This is a genomic window from Marinithermofilum abyssi (genome assembly GCF_014641195.1).
Classification (GTDB): Bacteria; Bacillota; Bacilli; order Thermoactinomycetales; family DSM-45169; genus Marinithermofilum; species Marinithermofilum abyssi.
In genome coordinates, this window is sequence record NZ_BMHQ01000004.1 from 99,495 (window position 1) to 116,249 (window position 16,755).

Here is a 16,755-nt window from a genome sequence, read left to right on the forward strand (position 1 = left end):
TTTATAGGGTGTGTAACGTTGTCTCAGTCATGCGGGGAAGTTGTGTCGGAATCGGGAAATTCTTATCTCCGGGTATACTACGGTCTTGCCATGCCGAAGCTGGAAGCTGAAGGCGGGTGACAGGATGTGGAGAAGAAAGATCGGAGACGCGGAATCCTGCTGGCTGTGCTGATGGTGGTTCTTTTTTCCATGATCGTCGTGCGATTGTACTGGATTCAGATGGTGACAGTACGCTCTTTTTCCCGTGAACAGGCGGATTTATTGACACAAGCGCAAGAACAGCAGAGCAAGGAATATGTAGTGGACAGCGGGAGAGGAACGATCCTGGATCGAACGGGCCGGCCGCTCACAGGTGAACGGGGTTGGCGCGCCATTGTGTTTCCGCTGTCGGAACAGCAAGTAGCCGCTAATCGATCCAAAATGCAGAAGCTGACATCGATCCTCGGTTTTTCTTATCCCCAATTGGTTCGAAGCGTAACGAAAATACAAGCGCCTCAGGCACTGTCTTCGCCCGAAGGGGAAGAACTGCTGTTGACGCCATCCCAAGTGGAGCAGATTCGCAAGCTGAAGATCCCCGGAGTGTTCGTCATGCAATCGGATGATCGTTTTTCCGAACATCGACCCGCCCGGCAAGTCATCGGTCGGGTGGAGCGAAATCCCTTTTGGATCAAGGACCGGTATCCGGAGGAATGGGCAAAAGGAAAGTACCATTCCAACTCCCGTGTCGGAGTGACCGGCTTGGAGTCGGCTTTCGAGCCGTTTTTACGCGGCGGTGAAGTCCGTACCTTTACCTATAAAAAAGATGGGCGTGGAAAGCCGCTGAACGGGTTTCAGGTGCGGGTCCGTGAAGAAAAGGATGGAAGCGCCCATCGACTGGTGACCACGCTGGATAAAGATGTGCAGCGAGCAGCTGAACAGGCGCTGGATGCAGAAGGCGTGAAAGAGGGAGCCGTCGTCGTTCAGGATATCTCTACGGGTGATGTGCTGGCGATGGCGAGCCGGCCGGGTTGGGAGGATGGCAACTCAGGGCAGAATCCCTGGGATAACCGGGCCCTGATGGAAGCCGTGCCGGGGTCCATTTTTAAAACGGTGGTAGCGGCAGCCGCTTTGGACACCGGCAAGGTGAAGCCCGATGAAACCTTTGTCTGTAAAGGGGAACTAGGTCGCTACGGAATGCGGGACCCCCGTCCGCACGGCCACGGAAAACAAACTTTTACCGAAGCGTACGCCAACTCGTGCAATGTCGTCTTTGCCCAAGTGGCGGAACGGATCGGCGGGGATACGATCAATCAATATGCCCGCAAGATGGGACTGGGTCAGCAAGTGATGTGGAAAGGACCGCTCGATAAGGAAAAAGAGTTTCGGCAACTCCCCCGGGAGCAAACAGGGATGATCCTATCCGACCCGGCGTTGCTGAAGGATACGGGGGCAGTTATGCAAACGGCGATCGGGCAACGGGATGTGAAAATGACCCCCTTGCAAGCAGCCAACATGGTGACGGCGCTCTTTCATCGAGGAAAGACGCCCAACCCGCGGATTGTGAAGGAGATTCAAGATTCGAACGGCAAAGTAATTCACCGCTTTCCCCTTCATATTTTGCAGGCGGATCATCCCATCGGGACACGGGCTTTGGAGCAGGTGAGGATGATGATGCGTTCCGCCGTCATCAAGGGAACAGCCCAGTCGCTGCAAGGAGCGAAGTGGGCATTGGCCGCCAAGACAGGCACTGCACAAGTAGGTCCGAAAGAAAACCGTTTCAATAAATGGATGATCGGATTCGGACCTGTCGAACGGCCTATCGTCGTGGTATCGGTCGTGATCCGTTCAGTACCCGACAGCAAAGATATCCGTGCTCACACCGTATTCAAACGGGTGATGGATGGAATCGCTTCGTTGGAAAAGACCTCAACAAACCGGAAGTCATAAAGCTTCCGGTTTTTCATTGGTGTTATTTTCCGAGACACTGAGAAAGGGCTGTCGCTCCAATCAGCGGATTCCGACAAAAAGAGGGACCATCCGGGGGTGTTACCGGACCAAGGTGGTTATCGACGGTGATATACTGCACAGTGAAACGGCTCATTTTTCTGTTTGTGTAAGGAGCAACAGGGTCTTGTTTTTTTCGGCTGATGAACGATATAGTGGTCATAACATTCGAAAAGGATGGAAGAGGTGAACCGATTTGTCGACCGTGATCTATCAGGTGGACGCCTTCGCAGAGGCTCCTTTTACCGGGAATCCTGCGGCGGTTTGTGTCATGGGGCAACCAGCGAGTGAAAAATGGATGCAACAGGTTGCCCAAGAGATGAACCTTTCGGAGACGGCTTTTTTGTATCCGATCGATGAAGGATACTCTCTGCGCTGGTTTACCCCGGAAGCGGAAGTGGACCTGTGCGGGCATGCTACATTGGCAAGCGCTCATATTCTTTGGGAAACAGGGATGTTGAATGAATCGGTTGCCGCTCGATTTTTCACAAGGAGCGGATGGTTGACGGCGGAACGGAACGGGGAGTGGATACGGATGGATTTTCCCGCAGACGTGCCGAAGACAACGGCTTCTCCTGTGGACTTGGAATCCGCGTTGGATGTTTCAGCTGTACAGGTGAGTAAAGGGATGGATTGGCTGATCGAGTTGGAAGATGAACAGGTGCTGTGTGAGCTGAACCCGGACCTGCACCGCCTGGCCCCTCTCTTTGACACGGCTCGGGGACTCGTTGTAACCTGTCGCAGCAATCACCCGAATCGGGATATCGTTTCCCGAGCCTTTTATTCGGACCTGGGCGTACTGGAAGATCCGGTCACCGGGTCGGCTCACTGTATGTTGGCCCCTTATTGGCAAAACAAACTGGGGAAGTCTGAGCTCACAGGGTATCAGGCTTCCAAACGCGGCGGCGTGGTACGGATGGAAGTGCAAGGGGAGCGGGTGTTGCTGTACGGAAAAGCGGTCACAGTCATGAAAGGGAGCTTTTGACTGCTGTGAAAAAAGATGTCGCAATGAGTTGAAAGGCAACGTAAGAGAGGGAGAACGGGCTAGGGCGTATCTGGTCTTTCAATCGAGGGAGAGGGTCGTGTGATTGGCGAAGGTCCGTTGCACTCACAGAGTACAAGTCTCGCCAAGGTCGCTCCGCTCCCTGGTCTCGCTATGCGCTTTTTGCAAGAGATCGGAGACGGCCACACCGGAACCCCTATAACCATTGATCAGACAGACCCTAAACGGCTTGGGGAGGAACAAGAATGGACTGGACGCACCTGATCTATTTTGTCGGGGTTTCCGTCATGCTGACGTTGATGCCCGGGCCGGATATCTTGTTTGTGATTACCCAAAGCATCGCCAAAAGCCGCAGAGAAGGCATTGCCGTCGCATTCGGACTATGTACGGGGTTAATCGTCCATACATCGGCAGCAGCGCTGGGAATTTCAGCGATCTTCCATCAATCGGCCCTTGCCTTTCAAGTGCTGAAAATCGCAGGGGGGATCTATCTTTTTTACCTGGCCTATCAGGCATGGAGGGAACGCGGAGAAACCCAAACGCCGGAGCTGGCTTCGGAAATAAAGGAAAACTGGGGGGCCATGTATTGGCGCGGGATCTGGATGAATCTCTTAAACCCCAAAGTCTCCCTCTTCTTTTTGGCCTTCTTGCCGCAGTTCGTAACTGCGAAGGACGGGGCCATTCCCTTGCAGATGCTGTTGCTGGGAGCCCTGTTCATCATCCAAGCGTTGTTGATCTTTGTGTTTGTGTCGCTGTTTGCTCACCGTGTGGGCCGGGTGCTGACACGGCAAGGACAGAGGATGAAATGGGTGAATCAAGTCAAAGCGGGGATTTATGCCCTGCTCGGGATGGGGTTGATTTTGGAAGGAAAGGATTAAAAAACGCCGCAGAACTAAATGCCTGCGGCTGTTTACTTCTTCCCGTTATCCTGTCTTCTTGCTAGACATGTCTACTTTTTCCGCCGGTTTATCCAGTTCCGGTGTTTGGGTGGTCCGGTTGGCGAGGAATTCCGGACGGGGTTTCTGACCGGAAAAAGGTTTCACTAAGGCATTTTCTACACTGTTGTACACGAAGAAGACATTGCTTCGGGGTTCCGGGCTGATGTTGCCGCTGGAACCGTGCATGGTGTTGCACTCAAACAGGAGCAGGGAACCGGCGGGGCCGGTGGCGGTAGTGATGCCGCCTTTTTTCACGAGCCAGGAGAGGCTGTCGTGGTCGGGAACGCCCAGCTCTTGTTTTTTCAACGAGGTTTTATAGTTATCCTCGGGAGTTTCCCCAACGCAAGAGACGAAATAGTTGTGCGATCCCGGCACCAGCATGAGCGGGCCGTTGTAGGAGTGGTTATCGGTCAACAGGATGGAGCAGCTGACCGCCCGCATGCGCGGCATCCCGTCTTCCACGTGCCAGGTTTCAAAGTCCGAATGCCAGTAGAATTCTTTACCTTTGAACCCCGGTTTAAAATTGATCCGAAACTGGTGAACATAAACATCACTACCGAGCAATTGCTGGATCATATACGTGATCCGGGGATCCCTTGCCAAGTCGTGAAAGAGTTCATTTTTGCGGTGTGCGTCAAAAATGGACCGAATCTCTTGGCTTCCGGGTTCCCGGATTACCTCGGGAGAGGCATTGTGTTTATTCTCTTGCCAGAGACGATCTAGTTCGACGCGCATCTTCTTTACTTCTTGAGGAGAAAAGAAGTTTTTCAGCAAGAGAAAACCGTTTTTCTCATATTCTTTCAACTGCTGTTCATTCAACGGGCCTTCCTTGGCCGACTGTTTATCACCGTGAATCACTGGGTCCTTTCGTTCCAGAATCTTCGGCTTTTGATACACCCGAGAGGGATACAGATCCTTCACGTTGATCACTCCTGTATGAATGCTAATTTGATCAATCCATGCATACTGGAAGTGTCTCAGCGAGAAGAGGCTATGCCGTACCTCGTCAGCGATGTTCCTGAACCGGTAACATTGATATTGTGAGGAAGACAGCCGGATCGATGAATGCAAAGGGGGGATATCGATCCGGTGTCCTCCGCTATGCCCTGAAATTGTACACGACAGAAAAAGATGTTTAGACGATCATGATATCACGGGTTGGTTTTCCTCTCTTGCTTCCTTGTCAATGACAGAAGAGCGCGTGGAGAAACCCATCTGGCATTCAGCTTTCTATCAGTCTTCCAACAGCGGATAGGCGCCGTCTTCGTCGTGGGTTTCCCGTCCGGTACAAGGAGGATTGAAGACGCAGATCATACGCATATCCGTTTTGGCACGCAACTGGTGCCGATCGTGATTATTCAGGCAGTACAAGGTACCGTCCTTGATGGGATGCACCTTGCCGGTTTCCAGTTCTTCCACTTCCCCTTCACCTTCCACACAATAAACGGCTTCGATGTGGTTTTTGTACCACATGGTAGTGGTGGTGCCGGCTTTAATGATGGTGTCGTGCATCGAGAAGCCCACGTTGTCTTTTTTCAGGAGCAGACGGCGGCTGGTCCAGGTCTCTCCTTTGACTTCTCCATCGGTACCGATCAAGTCTTCCAATTGTTTGACGATCATGTCAGATTCCTCGCTTCCATGTTTTTTTCGTTAGAAGAAGAGTGTTTTCCGCGTTTATTAGAGATTTTTAATCGCTTCCTGGATGCTTTTTTCCAGAATGGACAGACCTTTCTCCAATCCCTCATCGTCGATAATCAGCGGGGGCATCACCTTAACCACTTCGCTGTCCGGCCCGGATGTTTCCATGATCAGGCCCCGTTTGAAGGCGGCTTTGCATATCTGATCCGCTAAGCCTTCCACTTCGACAGCCAGCCCTTGCATCAAGCCGCGACCGCGGACTTCACCGCGCAACTGCGGATACTTCTCCACCAGCTGTTTAAGGAACTGGTGTACCTTTTCCCCTTTCCGTTGGGTCTCCTTGGCGAATTCGTCGGTTTCCCAGTAGCGCAGGGCTTCCGTGGCGGCAATAAAAGCCAGGTTGTGACCGCGGAAGGTGCCGTTGTGTTCACCAGGCGCCCATTTGTCGTATTGCGGCTTGATGAGGGTGAGTGCCAAGGGCAATCCGTAAGCCCCGATCGATTTGGACAGACAGACGATATCCGGTTCGATGCCAGCGGGTTCAAAGCTGAAGAAGGGACCGGTCCGGCCGCAGCCCACTTGAACATCGTCGATGATCAGCAGGATATCGAAGCGGCGGCAGACTTCTTCGATCCGTTTCAGCCATTCGAACCGGGCGACATTGATGCCCCCTTCACCCTGCACGGTTTCCAGAATGATGGCGGCAGGCAGGTCCAAGCCGCTTCCCTTGTCTTCCAGATACCGTTCCAGCAAGGTGACGGAGTCCAGCTCGTCGTCAAAGTAGTTGTCAAAGGGCATGGAAACGCTGTGGTTAAGAGGAACCCCTGCGCCGTGACGCTTAAAGGAGTTACCCGTGATCGACAAAGAGCCGAGCGTCATGCCGTGAAAGGCGTTGGTAAAGCTGATGACGGTTTCCCGCCCCGTGATTTTCCGGGCTAGCTTCAGGGCGCTTTCCACGGTGTTGGTTCCGGTGGGTCCCGGAAACATCACCTTGTAATCCAATCCCCGCGGTTTCAAAATGACTTCGTGAAATCGTTCGAGAAACCGCTCCTTGGCCGAAGTGGCCATATCTAGGCTGTGGACAATACCGTCATCGGCGATGTAGTCCAGCAGTTTTTGCTTGATGTGGGGATCGTTGTGTCCGTAGTTCAAGGCACCCGCACCAGCGAAAAAATCAATAAATTCGTTGCCTTGGGTGTCCCACAGTTTATATCCTTTTGCTTTGGTGAAAATCGTCGGGAAACTGCGGCAGTAACTGCGGACTTCGGATTCCAACTGTTCAAATACGCTCATATCGGTTTGGATCGTCTTGTCGCTCTTGTCAACTTCCAAGGTTTCAGATGCTTGTAGCAAGGTTTTACATACCTCCTATAGGTGTGGGGATTAAAAGGGTCCAATCCGGAACAGCAGCTCTTCTTCATGTCCGCTGCCGGGAAAATACTCTTCGGGGAAGCACTCGGACACTTCACATTCCGTATCGAGGCTGTTGGCTAAACTGCGGAACAATGATTGGGAAGGAGAGTTGGACGGTGAGATGGTTGCTTCCAGGTAGCGCACATCCTGGCAGGCTTGCCGGTTCAGCAACTCATGCAACAGCCGTTTCCCCAGTCCTTTCCCGCGTTGCGAGGAATCGACCGCGATCTGCCAAACGAAGATGACGTCCTCCTTGATCGGGGGACGAAAGGCCGAGACAAAGCCGACGATCTGGTTGTCCTGTTCGGCGATCACGCAGGTCTCGGGGAAAAACTCACACAGCATGATATAGCTGTAAGAAGAGTTAAGATCCAACGTACCGGCTCTTTTGATCAGCTCCCATACTTGGGCGCCGTCTTCGCCGGAGGGTTTGCGAAACAGCAGTTCTTCTGATGGTTTATGAGAAACTTTACGATCATCAGACACTCTTGAAGTGTCCGTCTTTTCCAACACCTGCACACTGTCGTCCTGTCGGATGTGATCATCACCTGCCTCTGGATTTTGGCGTCCGTTTTACCGTTCGCCTTTTTATCCTAACTGTTCTTGCTCTCACCGTCTAAAGTTCTCTACCCGATCTGCAGAGGGTTAAACATTTTTATTCGCCCTGAATCGGAGTAAGGATGGAATGATGGAAAGTTTCTTCAGATACGCCTGCAAATGCTCCCGATCCGGCAAAGTACGACAAAAATTGGCAAATCTTTTTGTTTTTATCCAGCAGAAAGGCTCTTCTACCTGTCGCTCTTTTTTTCCTGAACCGAGGAGACAAGGAGGATGAAGCTCTAAAATGGCTCTTGGTCAAAGGAAGTGGATGAAAAAATCGAGTCCTTCTGCTTTCCCCTCGGTACATCGTTTAAAAGTGGCTGTTGGAGAAGAACGATTCTCGCTTTTCGTTACAGCTACAGCTCGTCGTCAGCTTCCTCTCGGAAAAAGGTTTGCTTACTCCCCTCCATCTTCTTCACACATCCAAATCTTGATCGATAGTTGGAGCAGAAACAAGTCATCGGCGTCGATCAGGGAACGTCCGGTCAGGGATTCGATTTTGCGCAGGCGGTACAGGAGGGATTGCCGGTGCAGGTTCAGCTCCCGGGCGGTTTGGCTCACATTGCCGTGGTTGCGAAAGTAGCACTGAAAGGTGTGAATTAGGTCGATTCCCCTGCGGCGACTGTAATCCAACAGCCGCCCCAGGATGCTGCGGGTGATGGCCTTCATCTCGTCGTGGGCGGCAAGGTGGTGCAGGGCCCGGTACAATCCGGTATCTGCGGTAAAATGGCGGCCCGGCCCTTTTTGCCGGCGCCCGAGGGTGAAGGCGGTACGGGCATCCCGGTATCCTTCGTGAAAACGGTGGACGCCGGCCTGATTTTCCCCAATGCCCCATGAGATGATCCAGCCCGGGTGGTGCTGCCGCAGTTTTTCTTCCACCTGGTCGAGGAAGGAATGCACGTATTCCATCACCTGCTCGGGATCGGTTTCCAAAAAAATGATCCGTTCCGACCCTTGATAGGTGGTCAGGACTCTCTTGTTCAGCTTGCGGGCGGCATGGTGGATGGCTTCGCTCAAGTCCGGCGGAATTTCGTTCCCCATCTGGGTCAGAGGGTTGTTTTTTTCCAGTTTGCCGATGAGACAGACATAAGGAAGGGAGATGTCCAGTCCCAAGACACGGGCGCGTGAAGCCATCTGATCGGAAGAGGAGAAATCTCCTTGGGCCAGGCTCCAGACAAAATCATCCTGCAGCCTCAGCTCGGTTTCCAGGACCGCCGACTCCCGCAGGCAGCAAAAGGCACAGGCGGTGGCAGCATGCTCCAGGACAACTTTGCGCTCTTCCGTCAGAAACAATTCCAGTCCCGTGCCTTCCGGGACTTTGACAAGTAGATAGCCGCGGGTGCGGGCCCCGGAAGCAACCGGGACGGCTGCATGCATCTCCGGTCCGTTTTGAAACCAGCCCCAATGAGGCGGCAGGGAGGGATGGGGAGACAACGGGGGGATGGCACCGGCAAAAGAGGAATGATCCAGCCACCGGCTCCCTTCATTCATCACATCCCAGGCGAATTGAACGGAAGTGCCCAGTAATTGCTGAACCGTGGAGGTGAGGGAGGCGAGTCCTTTTCCCTGAAGAACCAACTGGTGCAAATCCCGTTGCACCCGCTCCGATAAGGTGATTAGACGATGTTGCCGGCTTTCGATCTGCAGGAAAATTTCCTGAATGATATCCGAAAAGCGGGTTTCCCAGGGGATTTCGATTAGGGGCAGGTCATGTTGTTCCGCCAGCGTTCTCGCATCTTCGGGGACGGAGGCGATGTGGGGACCGGTAGCCACACCCAGGGCTGACGCGCCGGAGTGAATGACATCCCGAAGAAACCGGCAGAACAGCTCGGTATCATGGCCGCAGCCTACTGCCGTGCTCAGTACCAATTCGTGCTCGCGGACAAAATTTTCCACCGGGACTTCGATAACGGAGACCCGTTTCACTTCCCGCAAGGGAAGCGCCTGTCGGGCGGCATGGACGCGGGAACCTGACATGATCTCCATTTGCAGCACATCTTGTACGGTCAGCATCGTACCACCTCCGCAGGACGGGGTTTTTCGTTTATTCGGGGGAAGACAGGATCGCTTGAGTGAATCGATCGGGGTTGATGTTGCTGCCGGTGACAGGAATGACCACAGGGCCTTTTGGTTCGGGGAGACGTCCGGTCAACACCGCACCGACTCCTACAGCCGCAGCTCCTTCCGCAATGATTCGGTGATGACGGTATAAAAAAGCGATGCCAGCGGCGATCGCATCTTCGGGAACTTGGATCGCAGCATCCATCCATCGCCGGACCAATGAATATGTCCAGTGGTTGCAGGCTCCGAGGCCGCCCAGCAAACTGTCTGCATATGTGTCGCTTTCGTCAAGTTTTACCGGTTTTCCTGCCTTTAAGCTTTCCAGCATGACTGCGGAACGTTCCATCGAGATGCCGATGATGGAGACCCGGGGGAGGTTGGATTTCAAAGCTAATGCCAGCCCGGACAGAAGACCGCCTCCGGACAGGGGAACCAAAACGGAACGCAGTTCCGGCAGTTCTTCCAACAGTTCCAACCCGATCGTTCCTTGCCCGGCGATCACCCAGGGATCGTCGAAGGGCGGGACCAGAGTCAGCCCTTCTTCCCGTTCCAGCTGCCGGCACCGATTTTCAGCATCATCCTGACTGGTGCCGACGATTTCAAGGCGCGCTCCCAGGCGGTGCAGGGTCTCCGTCTTCGCTCTCGGCACGCGGGAGGATAGGCAGATAACCGCTGGAATGTTGAGCCGGCGGCATACATACGCCACCGCAAGACCGTGGTTGCCGGTGGAAAATGTGGTGATGCCGCGGGATCTTTCTTCATCGGACAATCGCAAAATCGCATTGGCGGCTCCCCGGATTTTAAATGCATGGACAGGATGAAGCTGTTCCTGCTTCAAATAGACGGGGATCCCCGCTGTTTCGCTCAATGGGTCGCTGTAAGTGAGCGGTGTTTTTTGGACGATTCCGGCGATGCGGCGTTTGGCTTCCCATACGTGATGGACGTGGATTTTTTCGGCTGTGGGGGGTGAAGTTCTACCGTCCAATGAGGGTCCTCCTTTCTGGGACAAGATTGCTATTGAACGCGTATGAAAGCTCTTGACTCCATCGTAAAACCGGAGTTGTTATTCAGTCTATTCGAAAAAATGACGAAAAGAGGGGCTTTAACTTCATACAGAATGATGATTGTTGGAAAAGAAGGGTTCTCCATATGATGGAGGAAAGACGGGAGAAGCAAGGAGGGGATACCGGTGGTAAAAGATTTGCCTTTTGAAATATCGGAATACACAGACAGAATACACAAAATCAAACAGCAAATGGAGCGAGCCGGGGTGGAGGTGCTGCTCATCACGGATCCGGCCAATATACACTATCTCTCCGGGTATGACGGTTGGTCCTTTTATGTGCATCAAATGTTGATCGTCATCATCGATGAAGAGCAGCCGCTGTGGATCGGACGAAAGCAGGATGCAAACGGAGCCCGTTTAACCACCTGGTTTCATCCGGATCATCTTATGCCCTATCCCGACGATTACGTGCAGTCCGCCGAAATGCATCCGATGGAGTTCATCGCGGACTTCTTGGTGCAGATCGGTCAATCCAACCGTCGCATCGGCGTCGAGATGGACAGTTATTATTTCACTGCCAAAGCAATGGAACGGCTGAGTGCCAAGATGCCCAATGCCCGCTTTCAGGATACGACCCGGCTGGTAAACGAAGTCCGAATGATTAAATCGGATGCCGAAATCGAATGGATGAAAAAAGCCGGGAAAATCGCGGAGCAGGCGATGAAAGCAGGAATGGATGCGCTGGCGGGCGGAGTGCGGGAATGTGATGTGGCTGCAGCCATATCTTATGCGCAGATCAGCGGTACACCGGCTTTCGGCGGGGATTATCCGGCGATCGTACCGCTGATGCCGTCAGGAGAAAAGACATCGACGCCGCATTTAACCTGGACGGATCGTCCATATCAGTCGGGGGATACCGTGATTATCGAGCTGGCCGGATGCTGCCGTCGGTACCATGCTCCTTTGGCCCGGACCGCAGTGATCGGCCATCCTTCCTCGAAAGTAAAAGATTTGGCGGAGGTGGTGATCGAAGGGCTGAACACCACACTGGATGCAATCCGGCCAGGAATGACCTGTGAAGCAGTGGAAGCGGTTTGGAAAAGCGTCATCCAGCAAAGAGGCATTTGGAAAGATTCCCGGTTGGGGTACTCAGTCGGACTCAATTACCCTCCGGATTGGGGTGAGCATACCGCCAGTTTGCGTCCGGGAGATCGCACCGTGCTCAAACCCAACATGACGTTTCACCTGATACCGGGGATTTGGCTGGATCATTACGGAGTGGAGATGAGCGAGACTTTTGTGGTGACCCCAACGGGCTGCGAAGTGTTGTCCCGTTTTCCCCGTGAACTGTTTCACCGTCCGATTGGTCCAGGATTTATCCGTCCGTTGGAAGAGAGCGGGGCGTAGGCCATGTGGATCTTTCGGGAAGAAGAGATTCGCCGGGTGGTTGGGCTGGATGGTGATGCGATCGCGGCGGTGGAGAAGGGGTTTGCCTGTTTGGCCGAAGACGGGGTGACGATGCCTCCGATCCTGCGGGTGGACATTCCTGAACACGAGGGAGAGGTAGATGTGAAAACGGCGGTGATCCATGGTGAATCGCTGTTTGCCATCAAAATCTCCTCCGGTTTTTTTGCCAATGCCCGGTTGGGTCTTCCCACGGGAAACGGCATGATGATTTTGGTCAATGCGGTGAATGGACGGATGGAAGCCGTGCTGATGGACAACGGCTACCTTACCGATGTACGGACCGGGGCGGCAGGTGCTGTCGCCGCCCGTTATCTGGCCAAACAAGAAACCGATACGGTCACGGTGATCGGGGCCGGAACCCAAGCTCGGTTTCAAGTCAAGGCGTTGGCGCAGGTGCGGAATGTGAAGAGGCTGCGTGTGGCAGGACGTGATTCCTCCCGGGTGGAACGCTTTGTCCGGGAAATGGAGCAGGAGTTGGATATTCTCGTAACGGCGGCAGTCCATGCGGAGGAAGCGGTGCGGGGGAGCGATGTAGTGATTACCTGCACGCCAGCTTCTCATCCGATGATAAAAACAGACTGGCTGGAACCGGGTGTTCACGTGACGGCGATGGGATCCGATGCGGAACATAAGCAGGAACTGGAGGCTCAGGTGTATCGACGAGCGGATATCTGGGTGTGCGATTCCGTTGACCAGTGTGCGCGGCTGGGCGAGCTGCGCAGCGTACGAGAAGCAGGCTTGTTGGCGGAGAATGCCCATGTCCCGGATTTGGGAAGCTTGGTTCTCGGCCGGGAAAACGGGCGGGTCCGGGAGGAGCAAATCACGGTCTGTGATCTCACCGGGACCGGCGTGCAAGACACGGCCATCGCTTTGTTGGCGTACCGGCGGTTGCGGGAAGTCGGTGCAGGGATTCAGGTAGAGGGTGCTATCCAGTAAATGGTTATTGTTTCATAAAACCAATGCAAAGGGGCGATCTTATGAGAGAACGCAACATCGCTTGGGATCAGATTCGTCCGGGAACCCAAACCGTGTGGGCCGGGGAGACCTCCTATCTTTTGCAGGGAGCGACCCAGGTGCCTGTTGTGCATAGCGTCTCGTTCGGGTACCGGGATATTGATGAGTGGCACAGGGTCGCTCTCGGGGAAGAACAGGGTCACATTTACGGGCGCAACACCAACCCCACGGTGGAAGCTTTTGAAGAAAAAGTGCGCACCTTGGAAGGAGCGGAGGCGGCCACCGCTTTTTCCACGGGTATGGCAGCGATCAGCGGCATCTTATTTACCTTGCTGTCTCCAGGTGATCGGGTGGTTTCCATCAAAGATACCTATGGCGGTACCAACAAAATCTTTTTGGAGTTCCTTCCCCGTTTTCAGATCGAATCCGTTTTGTGTGATACGGAGGACCATGAGGCCTTGGAAGCGGAGATCAGCAAAGGATGTCAGGTGGTGTATCTGGAGACCCCGACCAACCCGACCCTCAAAGTGGTGGACATCGAACGGCTGGCGCGAGCAGCCCACCGGGCCGGAGCAGTGGTGGTGGTGGATAACACCTTTGCCACTCCCCTCAACCAGCGTCCCCTCGCATTGGGCGCAGATCTGGTCGTTCACAGTGCCACCAAATTCCTGGGCGGCCATGCAGACGCACTGGGCGGCGTGGTGTGCGGCTCTGAGGAGCTGGTACGCGCGATCTATCACTACCGGGAAATCAATGGGGCCACCTTGGATCCCATGGCGGCGTATCTGATTCTGCGCGGGATGAAGACCCTGCACTTGCGGATCCGCCAACAAAATGAAAGCGCGCTGGCCATCGCGCAATACTTGGCTTCTCATCCCATGGTGGAGACTGTCTATTACCCCGGGTTGCCTGATCATCCTTCACATGATGTTGCCCGGAAGCAAATGAAGGGCTACGGTGGGGTGCTCAGCTTTGCACTGAAGGGGGGCGTGGATACCGTACGAGCTTTCTTGCCGCAGTTGCAACATGTTCATTTGGCGGCCAATCTGGGATCGGTGGAAACCGTCGCCGGACCGCCGCGAACCACCAGCCATGTGGAATGTACGGAAGAGGAACGTAAAGCCATGGGCATTCCCGAAGGACTCGTCCGCTACTCCACCGGCATAGAAGATCTGGAAGACTTGCTGGCCGATTTAAAACAAGGGCTGGATGTGCTGAAAAAGAGGATGCCGGCGGCTCTGTGAGACAGACGGCAGCACCTCGTTGGTGGAGTGAAGAATCGCGAACAGGGACTGCCTATCGGAACAACATCGGGAGCATGGACAGCGTCAGGGGTATTTAACAAGGAGAGGGAAGGCAAATCCAGTGTGCCTAAATGAAAACAGCTGCAGGTGATGAGTGAACGAGGTGATTGTAGTGGCGGCCAAAAAACAGGTGATGGCAGCGAAGGCAGAGGCATTACATCTGCAATTGATCGCCTGGCGGCGGCATTTGCACGCCTATCCTGAGCTGAGCTTCCGGGAATTTGAAACGGCGAAGTTTGTCGCGGAGGAATTGCGCCGTATTCCAGGGATGCAGGTAGAGACGGGGGTGGGAGTCACCGGGGTGGTCGGTACGCTGAGCCGCGGTACGGGGCCGGTCATCGCCATTCGAGCCGATATGGATGCGCTGCCCATCACGGAAGCTTCGGAAACCCCTTATCGCTCCCGCAACCCGGGAGTGATGCACGCCTGCGGTCATGACGCCCATACGGCCATCCTGCTGGGTACGGCCCATTTGTTGGGCGAGGTGTTCGCCGAGGGAGCCGTAGAGGGAACGGTAAAATTCCTCTTTCAGCCCGCTGAAGAATACACCGGGCCCGACGGGATGACCGGAGCTCCCCGTATGATCGAAGACGGAGCGTTGGACGGAGTGGATGCGGTCATGGCCCTTCACATGAACCCCGAGCTGCCTGTGGGTGCGGTGCGGGTGCATGAGGGATATACCATGGCGGGCGTGGGTACCTTCCATGGTACCCTGTACGGTACCGGTGGGCATGGTGCTGCTCCGCACCTCGGCACGGACCCGACCTGGATGCTGATCCCGGTGTTGGAGGCCATCCACGGCATAGTCCCCCGCAGAATTTCCCCTTTGGAACCGGCGGTGGTCAGCATCGGACAAATTCACGCGGGAACGGCGAGCAATGTGATCCCGGCGGAAGTGTTTATCCAGGGGACGATCCGCAGTTTTCACCCGGAGGTGCGGGAGAGAATATTCCAGGAGCTGGAACGGGCCTTTGGGTTGGCGGTTTCTTTGGGCGGCAACTACACTTTTCAGGTGGACCGGGGCGAACCGGTCCTGCACAACGATCCGGATGTAAACAGGCGCATTGTGGAAACGATTCGTTCACTTTATCCCGAGTGCAGTCTGCACTGGGGTCCTTTTGGAATGGCAGCGGAAGATTTTAGTCATATGACAGAACAGGTTCCCGGGGCCATGTTTTTTCTGGGCTGTGCCAAAAAAGACGGCGTACGGCGGGAGCTGCACACCCCGATTTTTGATATCGATGAAGATTGTCTGCCGATGGGGGCGGCGATCTTTGCAGAGACAGCTCTTCGTTTTCTCCGGTTCCGGGCAGATGGGAGGGAACGGATATGATCTATCGGCTGGCATTGATCGGATTCGGCACCGTAGGTCAGGCACTGGCAGAAATCCTGCTGGACAAAGAGGAGCGTTTGAAGAAGGAAGAGGGGTTTGAAGCGGTAATCACCGCCGTTTCGGACAAATTTAAGGGGGCGCTGTATCATCCGGAAGGTCTCGATCTAAAACAGCTCCTGCAGGCAGCCAGGGAAGAAGGTACACTGGAAGCCTATCCCGATACACCGGGATTGGTCCGGGGTTGGGACAGCCTGACCGCGATCCGGGAGAGCAACGCAGATACCGTGGTGGAGGTCACCTATACCGATGTGGAAACGGGTCAGCCCGCCATCGACCATCACCGTGCCGCTTTTGAGAGCGGGAAGCATGTGGTTACCACCAATAAAGGGCCGGTAGCCTCGGCCTATTCCGATCTATCTCGCCTGGCGGAAGAAAAAGGGGTGCGGTGGGGATTTGAAGGGGCCGTGATGAGCGGGACGCCGTCCTTGCGCATGCCCCGGGTGGCCCTTGCCGGTAACGAGATCACCGCCGTTCGCGGAATCTTAAACGGAACGACAAATTATATTCTCAGCCAGATGGAGCTGGGCAAAACATTGGAAGAGGCGCTGCGGGAAGCGCAAGACAAGGGGTACGCAGAAGCCGATCCCACCAGCGACTTGGAAGGATACGACGTCTTGTACAAAGTGATGATTTTGGCAGAGGTGGTGATGGGGACACCGCTCAAAAGAGAAGAAATCGTTCGTCATGGAATCCGTAACCTGACCCTGGAGGATGTTCAACAGGCCCGGAGAGAGGGGAAACGGTGGAAGCTGCTGGGGGAAGTGAGACAGGGGAACGGACGCTTGACGGCTTCCGTCCAGCCTGTAGCTTTGCCGCTGTCCGATCCCCTGGCGGGGATTGATGGCGCGGTCAACGCTGTGACCTACGAATGCGACCTGGCCGGCCCGATAACCTTGGCGGGGGCGGGCGCCGGACCGATTGAGACGGGATTCTCCCTGTTGATCGATCTGTTGAACCTGTCCAAAGGGCGGCCGTGAGAAAAGGAGGAATTAGGC

Annotated in this window: 14 protein-coding genes; 8 read left to right on the forward strand and 6 right to left on the reverse strand. The window is 54.6% G+C overall.

Annotated elements, in window-relative coordinates; translation table 11 throughout:
• Positions 1 to 126: 126 nt before the first annotated feature.
• From IEW70_RS06730 to IEW70_RS06740, 3 genes are all read left to right on the forward strand, one after another.
• The gene (locus IEW70_RS06730) at positions 127 to 1,926 is read left to right on the forward strand and encodes a peptidoglycan D,D-transpeptidase FtsI family protein (RefSeq protein WP_188647168.1); all 1,800 of its coding nucleotides are present in this window, start codon (positions 127 to 129) and stop codon (positions 1,924 to 1,926) included.
• Positions 1,927 to 2,188: 262 nt separating this feature from the next.
• Complete coding sequence (locus IEW70_RS06735) at positions 2,189 to 2,968, forward strand: PhzF family phenazine biosynthesis protein (RefSeq protein ID WP_308423143.1); 780 nt, start codon at positions 2,189 to 2,191, stop codon at positions 2,966 to 2,968.
• Between the two features lie 263 nt (positions 2,969 to 3,231).
• Entirely contained in the window at positions 3,232 to 3,864 is a 633-nt protein-coding gene (locus IEW70_RS06740; protein WP_188647170.1) for a LysE family translocator, read from the forward strand.
• Between the two features lie 45 nt (positions 3,865 to 3,909).
• On the opposite strand, the gene thpD is transcribed toward IEW70_RS06740, so the two are convergent.
• The 6 genes from thpD to IEW70_RS06770 form a co-directional block, all read right to left on the reverse strand.
• Positions 3,910 to 4,845, reverse strand: a complete 936-nt coding sequence (thpD, locus tag IEW70_RS06745) for an ectoine hydroxylase (RefSeq protein WP_188647171.1) — start codon at positions 4,843 to 4,845, stop codon at positions 3,910 to 3,912.
• A gap of 312 nt (positions 4,846 to 5,157) precedes the next feature.
• Positions 5,158 to 5,544, reverse strand: a complete 387-nt coding sequence (locus IEW70_RS06750; RefSeq protein WP_188647172.1) for an ectoine synthase — start codon at positions 5,542 to 5,544, stop codon at positions 5,158 to 5,160.
• Between the two features lie 57 nt (positions 5,545 to 5,601).
• Complete coding sequence (ectB, locus tag IEW70_RS06755) at positions 5,602 to 6,855, reverse strand: diaminobutyrate--2-oxoglutarate transaminase (RefSeq protein ID WP_188647335.1); 1,254 nt, start codon at positions 6,853 to 6,855, stop codon at positions 5,602 to 5,604.
• A 90-nt stretch (positions 6,856 to 6,945) separates the two neighbouring features.
• Positions 6,946 to 7,461 carry a diaminobutyrate acetyltransferase gene (gene ectA, locus IEW70_RS06760; RefSeq protein ID WP_373285940.1) on the reverse strand — a complete coding sequence of 172 codons (516 nt, stop codon included), beginning with the start codon at positions 7,459 to 7,461 and terminating at the stop codon, positions 6,946 to 6,948.
• A gap of 510 nt (positions 7,462 to 7,971) precedes the next feature.
• A complete protein-coding gene (locus IEW70_RS06765) occupies positions 7,972 to 9,588 on the reverse strand; it encodes a PucR family transcriptional regulator (RefSeq protein ID WP_188647173.1) in 1,617 nt (538 codons plus the stop codon).
• 31 nt (positions 9,589 to 9,619) lie between these two features.
• Complete coding sequence (locus IEW70_RS06770; RefSeq protein WP_188647174.1) at positions 9,620 to 10,621, reverse strand: pyridoxal-phosphate dependent enzyme; 1,002 nt, start codon at positions 10,619 to 10,621, stop codon at positions 9,620 to 9,622.
• Between the two features lie 216 nt (positions 10,622 to 10,837).
• Here IEW70_RS06770 and IEW70_RS06775 point away from each other — a divergent pair, with 216 nt between their 5' ends.
• From IEW70_RS06775 to IEW70_RS06795, 5 genes are all read left to right on the forward strand, one after another.
• Positions 10,838 to 12,049, forward strand: a complete 1,212-nt coding sequence (locus IEW70_RS06775) for a M24 family metallopeptidase (protein WP_188647337.1) — start codon at positions 10,838 to 10,840, stop codon at positions 12,047 to 12,049.
• 3 nt (positions 12,050 to 12,052) lie between these two features.
• Entirely contained in the window at positions 12,053 to 13,045 is a 993-nt protein-coding gene (locus tag IEW70_RS06780; protein WP_188647175.1) for a cyclodeaminase, read from the forward strand.
• A 41-nt stretch (positions 13,046 to 13,086) separates the two neighbouring features.
• Complete coding sequence (locus tag IEW70_RS06785) at positions 13,087 to 14,307, forward strand: cystathionine gamma-synthase family protein (protein WP_188647176.1); 1,221 nt, start codon at positions 13,087 to 13,089, stop codon at positions 14,305 to 14,307.
• 154 nt (positions 14,308 to 14,461) lie between these two features.
• On the forward strand, positions 14,462 to 15,700 hold the full coding sequence (locus tag IEW70_RS06790) for a M20 metallopeptidase family protein (protein WP_229751863.1): 1,239 nt from the start codon (positions 14,462 to 14,464) through the stop codon (positions 15,698 to 15,700).
• Positions 15,697 to 16,737, forward strand: a complete 1,041-nt coding sequence (locus tag IEW70_RS06795) for a homoserine dehydrogenase (protein WP_188647177.1) — start codon at positions 15,697 to 15,699, stop codon at positions 16,735 to 16,737. Before IEW70_RS06790 ends, IEW70_RS06795 begins: the two co-directional genes overlap by 4 nt.
• Positions 16,738 to 16,755: the final 18 nt, after the last annotated feature.